Here is a 984-nt window from a genome sequence, read left to right as displayed (position 1 = left end):
CCCTACGCTGTTTGCGCATGAAGTCGAAGACTTCACAGCAAATAAGTAGGCCAGATGACCCTTAGGTCATCACCTGATGTCATTCCTCTAAGATAGTGTTTATTCTAAATAAACTGAGCTGACCATCCTTTTTGCAAGTTTAGCATGTGAGTACTCACCATGCTGATATTCTAAACCAGGGATTTGTGTATATTCCCTGGTTTTTCATTTTTTGGGGTGTTGCCCCAATCCCTCAGTTTTAGAAATTACTTTTTTCGGAGTCATTTTTTGGTTCAAAAGGTCGACAGAGAATTTAAAATTTGGTTGAATTTTGTTGTGATTACAGTGGGTAAGAATTGCTTGCTTGGTTCTGATTCTTTTTTTAATCATAATCAAGATAGAGGAAAAAATAAATGGAATTTGGACAGCATTTAAAACAAGTTCGAACACAAAAGAAGATGTCTCAACAGACATTAGCCAACCTTCTTTTTGTCACTAGACAAACAATTTCTCATTGGGAAAATGGAAAAAATTATCCTGATTTCAATTTGTTGATTCGTCTATCGGATATTTTAGATTTGTCATTGGATGACCTGTTAAGAGAGGACGAAAAGATGAAAGAAAGTTTTACCGAGCAAGACGCTCAAAGACTGTTAAAGCCAATTTATCGTTGGCTCTTATTAATTGATTTATGTTTTGCAATAATTTTATTATTGGACGAATTCAACGTTATTCATTTAACGGTTTGGGGTGCTATTCCAGTAATGATTAGCCTTTTTGCTTTAGTTCATGTCTTAGTCAAACTGGCACGAATTGACCGATACTATCATTTTGGTATGCATTATTCTTGGCAAAACGCTATCTATAAGGTTCTCCACCCACTAAGTGGAAAAAATTTGCAAAAATAAAGTGGATAGAATGTCATAAAAAGTTCTCATCAAGGTTCTCAGAAATGATTTTTTCACAAAGGTCAAAAGGCTTGCCATTGGGATTATGAGAAGTAGA

General features: G+C 35.1%; 1 protein-coding gene. It reads left to right on the top strand.

Annotated elements, in window-relative coordinates; translation table 11 throughout:
* Nucleotides 1-392: 392 nt before the first annotated feature.
* Nucleotides 393-887 (top strand): helix-turn-helix transcriptional regulator, encoded by a 495-nt coding sequence (locus tag AOQ32_RS08355; RefSeq protein ID WP_059394394.1) that lies wholly within the window; start codon nucleotides 393-395, stop codon nucleotides 885-887.
* Nucleotides 888-984: the final 97 nt, after the last annotated feature.

The organism is Fructobacillus tropaeoli, assembly GCF_001047135.2.
In the GTDB taxonomy this organism is placed as follows: Bacteria; Bacillota; Bacilli; order Lactobacillales; family Lactobacillaceae; genus Fructobacillus; species Fructobacillus tropaeoli.
Note: the sequence above shows the minus strand (reverse complement) of the source record. Positions and strands in the feature narration are given on the sequence as shown.